This window comes from uncultured Methylibium sp., assembly GCF_902826655.1.
Taxonomy (GTDB): domain Bacteria; phylum Pseudomonadota; class Gammaproteobacteria; order Burkholderiales; family Burkholderiaceae_C; genus Methylibium.
Genome location: NZ_CADEFR010000100.1, coordinates 1 through 7,217 on the forward strand (window position 1 = coordinate 1; position 7,217 = coordinate 7,217).

At 67.5% G+C, this 7,217-nt stretch carries 7 protein-coding genes; 6 read left to right on the plus strand and 1 reads right to left on the minus strand.

Annotation, left to right across the window (positions count from 1 at the left end; genetic code table 11):
- Window positions 1–4 precede the first annotated feature (4 nt).
- A complete protein-coding gene (locus QZV97_RS19910) occupies window positions 5–526 on the minus strand; it encodes a hypothetical protein (protein ID WP_295646938.1) in 522 nt (173 codons plus the stop codon).
- A gap of 379 nt (window positions 527–905) precedes the next feature.
- Here QZV97_RS19910 and QZV97_RS19915 point away from each other — a divergent pair, with 379 nt between their 5' ends.
- The 6 genes from QZV97_RS19915 to QZV97_RS19940 form a co-directional block, all read left to right on the plus strand.
- Window positions 906–1,853: a LysR substrate-binding domain-containing protein gene (locus QZV97_RS19915; RefSeq protein ID WP_295646942.1), complete on the plus strand. Its 948-nt coding sequence runs from the start codon at window positions 906–908 to the stop codon at window positions 1,851–1,853.
- 117 nt (window positions 1,854–1,970) lie between these two features.
- Window positions 1,971–4,241: a prolyl oligopeptidase family serine peptidase gene (locus QZV97_RS19920; RefSeq protein WP_295646945.1), complete on the plus strand. Its 2,271-nt coding sequence runs from the start codon at window positions 1,971–1,973 to the stop codon at window positions 4,239–4,241.
- Window positions 4,242–4,441: 200 nt separating this feature from the next.
- The gene (locus tag QZV97_RS19925; protein ID WP_295646948.1) at window positions 4,442–5,338 is read left to right on the plus strand and encodes an amino acid ABC transporter substrate-binding protein; all 897 of its coding nucleotides are present in this window, start codon (window positions 4,442–4,444) and stop codon (window positions 5,336–5,338) included.
- 165 nt (window positions 5,339–5,503) lie between these two features.
- The gene (locus tag QZV97_RS19930) at window positions 5,504–6,244 is read left to right on the plus strand and encodes an amino acid ABC transporter permease (RefSeq protein ID WP_295646951.1); all 741 of its coding nucleotides are present in this window, start codon (window positions 5,504–5,506) and stop codon (window positions 6,242–6,244) included.
- Complete coding sequence (locus tag QZV97_RS19935; protein ID WP_295646953.1) at window positions 6,241–6,912, plus strand: amino acid ABC transporter permease; 672 nt, start codon at window positions 6,241–6,243, stop codon at window positions 6,910–6,912. Before QZV97_RS19930 ends, QZV97_RS19935 begins: the two co-directional genes overlap by 4 nt.
- Before the next feature lie 13 nt (window positions 6,913–6,925).
- A partial coding sequence (locus tag QZV97_RS19940) for an ATP-binding cassette domain-containing protein (protein ID WP_295646956.1) occupies window positions 6,926–7,217 on the plus strand: 292 nt, incomplete at its 3' end.

Here is a 7,217-nt window from a genome sequence, read left to right on the forward strand (position 1 = left end):
GCCATCACGTCGCTCCAAACTGCACCGCGCGGCGCGTTGTGCAGACGTTCCCTAAGGCTTTCACGGATTCGGAGAAGACCGGTCGGCTACCCAGCAGCAGGTTAGTCTGGATGCCTCTGATGTAGACAGGAACCGCAGACACGTTTTCAAAGTAGGCGTTGATCCCGGAAGCGCCGTGGTCGCAAGAGATGGGTCGGTTTGCAGACTGACTAAACCACTGATAAGTAGAGAACCGGACTACTGGCAGCGACTGAGCAGCAAATGCTTCTTGTGCTGACGCAACTAGCGTCGCGACTTGCCGCTGGCCGTCAATCGCCGCTTCAAAGGACTGCTTCGCGCTGTCGATAGATTGCTGTAGAGATCGTTGCTGCCCATCATTTGCCTCGGCGCCTAGTGCGGTAAGGCGCTCTGCCGCTGCAATCAATCGATCGGTTTGCTTGGCTGTCTCGCGCGCGGAGTCCTCAGCAATCTTTTCCTGCCGTTCGGACGAGGTTTTGGAGAAGTCGTACTGCCAGTAGGCAAACATCGCTTGAAGGAGAGCAGCCACCGCGGCAATGAGCCCGATCGTGATTGCTGGGTCTCGCTTGCGCCAACCTGTGCCGGCTTGCGACTCTTCTTGCGAAGGCTCATTGGCCTTGTGATGGCGTTGAGCGGGTGACCTCAGGGTCCGGCGCGGGGGTCGATCTGCCATTGGCTTGATGTAGCTGCTCGTGCTGCCAACGAGTGTAGTTGTCGGTTTGTTGATGTCACCGCTCGTTGCCAGTTGAGCACCAAGGGCAGCTCGACATCGCTGGTCCTTGCCAAGTTTCGGCTGACTAGTCAAGCAGTCACGGGGGAGGACGATGAGCCCGAAACGTAGATGACTTGCTCCGAGTGATGCCCTGTGCGTCGCTACACTGCCCGCCGTGGAAACCAAGTGGCTCGAGGACTTCGTCAGCCTCGCCGAGACGCGCAGCTTCTCGCGGTCGGCGCAGTTGCGGCACGTCACGCAGCCGGCCTTCAGCCGGCGCATCCAGGCGCTCGAGGCCTGGGCCGGGACGGACCTGGTGGACCGCTCGTCCTACCCCACGCGGCTCTCGCCGGCCGGCGAGACCTTCCACGCGCAGGCGCTGGAGATCCTCAACGCGCTGCAGGCCACGCGCAACCTGATGCGCGGGCATCGCGCGGTCGGGCAGGACATGATCGAGTTCGCGGTGCCGCACACGCTGGCCTTCGCCTTCTTCCCGCACTGGGTCATGGACCTGAAGCGCGACTTCGGCGAGCTGAAGAGCCGCCTGATCGCGCTGAACGTGCACGACGCGGTGTTGCGCCTGGCAGAAGGCAGCTGCGACCTGCTGATCGCGTACCACCACCCGGCGCAGCCGCTGCAGCTGTCGCCCGACCGCTACGAGATGCTGACGCTGGGCCAGGAGTCGCTGCGGGCCTATGCCAAGGCCGGGCCGGACGGCGAGCCGATGTTCCGGCTGCCGGCCCAGGCGCGCGACCGGGTGCCGTTCCTGGGCTATGCCTCGGGCGCCTACCTGGGCCAGCTGGTGGACCTGATCATCAAGCAGGCCGGCGGCACGGTGCCGCTCGACCCGATCTACGAGACCGACATGGCCGAGGGCCTGAAGGCGATGGCCCTCGAAGGCCACGGCCTGGCCTTCCTGCCCGCCAGCTCGGTGCGCAAGGAGCTCAAGACGCGCAAGCTGGTGCCGGCCGCGCCCTCGGGCAGCTTCGAGCTGACGATGGACGTGCGCATCTACCGCGAGCGACCCGAGGTCGCCAAGCAGCACGCCAAGCCGGGCGCGCAGGCGCTGTGGGCCTACCTGCAGGCGGCGGGGCCGGTGCCTGCGGCCGCAGCGGCGGCGTGATCGCGGCCCGGGCGCTGCCCTCCGATAGCGTTAACAGGCCCTAAGGCATCATCTCGCCCGCCGCGGCGGCGATCCCGCCCCGGCTCCATCGCTCAGCCCCCCAAGAGGAGACTCCGCATGTCCCCGCAGTTCCCGTTGCCGCGCGCCGTCGTGTCGGCTGTCGCGCTGGCTTTTGCCCTGGTCGTCGCCAGCGCCTGTGCGCCGACGCCGACCGCGCCCGCGCAGTCCGCCGCTCCCGCGGCAACGCCGACCGGCACGGGCGCGATCCCCGCGCCGCCGCCGACCCCGCAGCGCCCGGTGACCGACCGCCACCACGGCATCGCGCTGACCGACTCCTACCGCTGGCTCGAGGACCTGAAGAGCCCCGAGACCGTCGCCTGGATGAAGGCGCAGGGCGCCTACGCCGACGGCGTGCTGAACCGCATCGCCGGCCGCGAGAAGCTGCTGTCGCGTCTGGAGACGCTGGACCGCGAGGCCGGGCCGGTGGTGGCCGACGTGACGCGACGCCCCGGCGACCTGTGGTTCTACGAGAAGCGCGGCACCGGCGACAACCAGTACAAGCTGTACCTGCGGCGCGGCCTGAAGGGCGCCGAGAAGCTGCTCGTCGATCCCGACCAGTGGCAGCAGCGCACCGGCCAGCCGCATGCGCTGTCGTACTACAGCCCGTCGCCGAGCGGGCGCTACGTGGCCTATGCGGTGTCGGCCGCGGGCTCGGAGGCGTCGACGCTGCACGTGCTGGACACGCGCGACGGCAAGGAGCGCATCGCGCCGGTGGACCGCGTCGACTACGGCGGCATCTACTGGCAGGACGACCGGCACTTCTTCGTCAACCGGCTGCAGGAGATGAAGCCGGGCATGCCGGAGACGGCCAAGTACCAGAAGAGCGCGGTCTACGTGGTGGGCATCGACCGCGGGCTCTTCCCCGAGCCGGTGTTCGGCCCGGGCACGCCGGGCGTGACGCTGGAGGCGGATCACTTTGCGTGGGTGCAGCCCAGCGGCGACGGCAAGCACCTGATCGCGCGCGTCTTCAACGGCGTGCAGCGCGAGATCGCGGTGTGGCTGGCGCCGGCGGCGCGGTCGGGCACGCGCAGCCCGGGCTGGCGGCGCATCGTCGACTTCGAGGACGAGGTGACGCTGGTCGCGCCGCACGGCGGCGCGCTCTACCTGCTGAGCCAGAAGGACGCGTCGCGCGGCAAGCTGCTGCGCCTGGACCTGGCCCGGCCCGACATCGCCAGGGCGGCCGTCTGGCTGCCGCAGAACGACCGCGTGCTGACCGGCCTGGGCGCTGCCGCCGACGGCCTGTACGTCGAGCAGCGCGACGGCAACGTCAAGCGCCTGCTGCGCCGCACCTGGACCGGCAGCCGCTTCTACCAGGAGATCGCGCTGCCGGTGGCGGGCAGCTTCACGCTGCAGGGCGCCGAGGCGCCGGACCTGGCCTACGACGCGGCGCTGCCCGGCGTGGTGATCGCGCTGCAGGGCTGGGTGAACCCGAAGCAGATCTACGTCGTCGATCGCGCGCGCGGCGTGCGCAACACCGGCCTGCAACCGCTGCCCGACCTGCCGGGCCTGGGCGAGCTGATGGCCACCGAGGTCGACGTGCCCAGCCACGACGGCGCGAAGGTGCCGCTGTCCATCGTGCACCGGCGTGGCGTCAGGCTCGACGGCAGCAACCCGGTGCTGCTGAATGCGTACGCGTCCTACGGCCTGACCATCGACCCGCGCTTCACGCCGCTGTCGCTGGCCTGGCTGGAGGCCGGCGGCGTGCTGGCCTACGGCAACCCGCGCGGCAGCGGCGCGCGCGGCGAGGACTGGTACCGCGCCGGCAAGGGCGCGAACAAGCCCAACACCTGGAAGGACTTCATCGCCTGCGCCGAATGGCTGATCCGCCAGGGCTGGACCAGCACGCCGCGGCTGGCCGTCAGCGGCGGCAGCGCCGGCGGCATCACCGTCGGGCGCGCGCTGACCGAGCGGCCGGACCTGTTTGCGGTGGCGCTGCCGGCGGTGGGTGCGCTGGACATGATCAACGGCGAGAACACCGCCAACGGCATGACCAACATCCCCGAGTTCGGCACGATCACCAAGGCCGACGAGTTCCGCGCGCTGCTGGCGATGAGCAGCTTCCACCAGGTGAAGGACGGCACGGCCTATCCGGCGGTGCTGCTGACGCACGGCGTGAACGACCCGCGGGTCGACGTCTGGAACTCGACCAAGATGGCGGCACGCCTGCAGGCCGCCAGCTCGAGCGGCAAGCCGGTGCTGGTGCGGCTGGACTACGACGGCGGTCACGGCATCGGCGCCACCAAGCGCCAGCAGCTGGCCGAGCGCGCCGACCTCTACGCGTTCTCGCTGTGGCAGATGGGCGTGCCGGGTTATGGCCTGCGGCCCTGAGGGCCGGCCGCCGATGCGTCGGCGGTATGGCTACGCGCCGTGATCGGCATTGGCCCGGCGCCGGGCCAGCGGCTACAGTCCGCGCCGACCGCGGCCTGGCACGGCACCTGCTGAGCTAAGTATTTCCCGGGCATACCCTGATGCCCGAGTCCTGTAGATTGCGTTTTCGTTCTACCCTCATCGTCAGACGAAGGAATCCCATGAAGAAGACTTTGCTCGTTCTGGCCGCTGCCCTGGCCGCGACCGGCCTGGCCCAGGCCCAAGACACCCTCGCCAAGGTCAAGGAGTCCGGCTCCATCACGATGGGCGTGCGCGAGTCCTCGGGCGTCCTGTCGTACACCCTGGGCGGCGCCAAGTACGTCGGCTACCACATCGCGATCTGCGAGAAGGCCATCGAGAACATCGAGAAGGCCGTCGGCAAGAAGCTCACGGTCAAGTACCAGCCGGTCACGTCGCAGAACCGCATTCCGCTGGTGCAGAACGGCACCGTCGACCTGGAGTGCGGCTCGACCACCAACAACGCCACGCGCCAGAAGGACGTGAGCTTCGCCAATACCACCTTCGTCGAAGAGGTGCGGATGGCGGTCAAGGCCAGCTCGCCGATCAAGTCGGTCGCCGACCTGAAGGACAAGACCGTCGCCACCACCACCGGCACGACCTCGGTCCAGACCCTGCGCAAGCACAAGCGCGCCGAGAGCGTCGAGTTCAAGGAGGTCTTCGGCAAGGACCACGCCGACAGCTTCCTGCTGGTCGACAGCGGCCGCGCCGACGTCTTCGTCATGGACGGCAGCCTGCTGGCCGGCCTGATCGCGCGCAGCAAGAACCCGGCGGACTTCAAGATCGTCGGCGAGGTGCTGTCGGTCGAGCCGATCGCCATCATGGTGCGCAAGGACGACGAGGGCCTGCTGAAGATCGTCAACGCGACCATCGCCGGCATGGTGAAGTCGGGCGAGATCAACCAGCTGTACGACAAGTGGTTCCTGCAGCCGACGCCCCCGACCGGCGCCAAGGTCGGCCTGCCGATGAGCGACACGCTCAAGGACACCCTGAAGAACCCGAACAACCGCCCGATGGAAGACTACGCCAAGAAGATCTGATTGGCGGGCGGTTCGGGATGTCACTGAGGTAAGCCCTAGCGCCGGGCGGCGCAAAGCTTGCTTACCCTCGGAGCGCGGCGGAGGATCCCGCCGCGCTCCTTCGTTTGCACAGGGCTCGCGGGCCGTCACGGGGTCAAGCGGGTCAACCGGGTAAGGGGGTCGGACTTGGCCAGCTTCGATTGGCAGGTGTTCTGCAAGAACACGCTCGACGGGGAGGTGATCCCGCGCTGCTTCGGCAGCGGCGGCGACATCACCTACCTGCAATGGATGATGTCGGCCTGGGGCTGGACGCTGTCGGTCGCGGTGCTGGCCCTGGTCGTGGCGCTGGTGGTCGGCTCGCTGATGGGCATCCTGCGCACCGTGCCCGACCAGCGGCTGCAGTTCGTCGGCAACGCCTGGACGGAGCTGTTCCGCAACATCCCGCTGCTGGTCCAGATCTTCCTCTGGTACCACGTGATCCCGTCGATCTTCACCAGCCTGCGCAGCGTGCCGAGCTTCCTGCTGGTGGTCTTCGCGCTGGGCTTCTTCACGTCGGCGCGCATCGCCGAGCAGGTCAAGGCCGGCATCCAGAGCCTGCCGCGCGGCCAGAGCTACGCCGGCCTGGCGATGGGCCTGACGCTGCCGCAGACCTACCGCTACGTGCTGCTGCCGATGGCGTTCCGCATCGTCATCCCGCCGCTGACGAGCGAGAGCATGAACATCATCAAGAACTCCTCGGTGGCCTTCGCCGTGTCGATCGCCGAGCTGACGATGTTCGCGATGCAGGCCCAGGAAGAGACCTCGCGCGGCGTCGAGGTCTACCTGGCCGTGACCGCGCTGTACTTCGTGTCGGCCTTCTTCGTGAACCGCGTGATGGCCTTCGTCGAGGACCGCATCCGCATCCCCGGAACCATGGGGAGCAAATGATGGGAAACCTCGACTTCTCCTTCCTCACCTGGGACGTCGTCTCGGGCTTCGTGCTCAAGGGCCTGTTCTTCTCGATCCAGCTGACGCTGATCGCGATGGTGGGCGGCATCATCATCGGCACGCTGCTGGCGCTGATGCGGCTGTCGGGCAAGAAGTGGCTGGTGGTACCGGCCGCCTTCTACGTCAACACGCTGCGCTCCATCCCGCTGGTGATGGTGATCCTGTGGTTCTTCCTGCTGATCCCGCTCTTGATCGGCCGGCCGATGGGCGCCGAGCTGTCGGCCATCATCACCTTCACGGTGTTCGAGGCCGCCTACTACTCCGAGATCATGCGGGCCGGCATCCAGAGCGTGCCCAAGGGCCAGGTCCACGCCGGCTACGCGGTCGGCATGAACTACAGCCAGACCATGCAGCTGATCGTGCTGCCGCAGGCCTTCCGCAACATGCTGCCGGTGCTGCTGACGCAGACCATCATCCTGTTCCAGGACACCTCGCTGGTCTACGCGATCGGCGCCTACGACCTGCTCAAGGGCTTCGAGGTGGCCGGCAAGAACTTCAACCGCCCGGTCGAGACCTATCTCTTCGCCGCGGTCGTGTACTTCGTGATCTGCTTCAGCCTCAGCATGCTCGTGCGCCGGCTGCAGAAGAAGATCGCCATCATCCGCTGATCAGGAGCGCCCCGTGATCGACATCCAGAACGTCTCCAAGTGGTACGGCAGCTTCCAGGTGCTGACCGACTGCACGACCAACGTCCAGAAGGGCGAGGTCGTCGTGGTCTGCGGTCCGTCCGGGTCGGGCAAGTCCACGCTGATCAAGACCGTCAACGCGCTCGAGCCCTTCCAGAAGGGCGACATCGTGGTCGACGGCATCTCGATCGCCAACCCCAAGACCGACCTGCCCAAGCTGCGCTCGCGCGTCGGCATGGTGTTCCAGCACTTCGAGCTGTTCCCGCACCTCAGCGTCACCGAGAACC

Coding starts and splice junctions, on each gene's coding strand:
- QZV97_RS19910 (WP_295646938.1), bottom strand. CDS start 526: ATGTTTGCCTACTGGCAGTACGACTTCTCCAAAACCTCGTCCGAACGG.
- QZV97_RS19920 (WP_295646945.1), top strand. CDS start 1,971: ATGTCCCCGCAGTTCCCGTTGCCGCGCGCCGTCGTGTCGGCTGTCGCG.
- QZV97_RS19935 (WP_295646953.1), top strand. CDS start 6,241: ATGATGGGAAACCTCGACTTCTCCTTCCTCACCTGGGACGTCGTCTCG.
- QZV97_RS19925 (WP_295646948.1), top strand. CDS start 4,442: ATGAAGAAGACTTTGCTCGTTCTGGCCGCTGCCCTGGCCGCGACCGGC.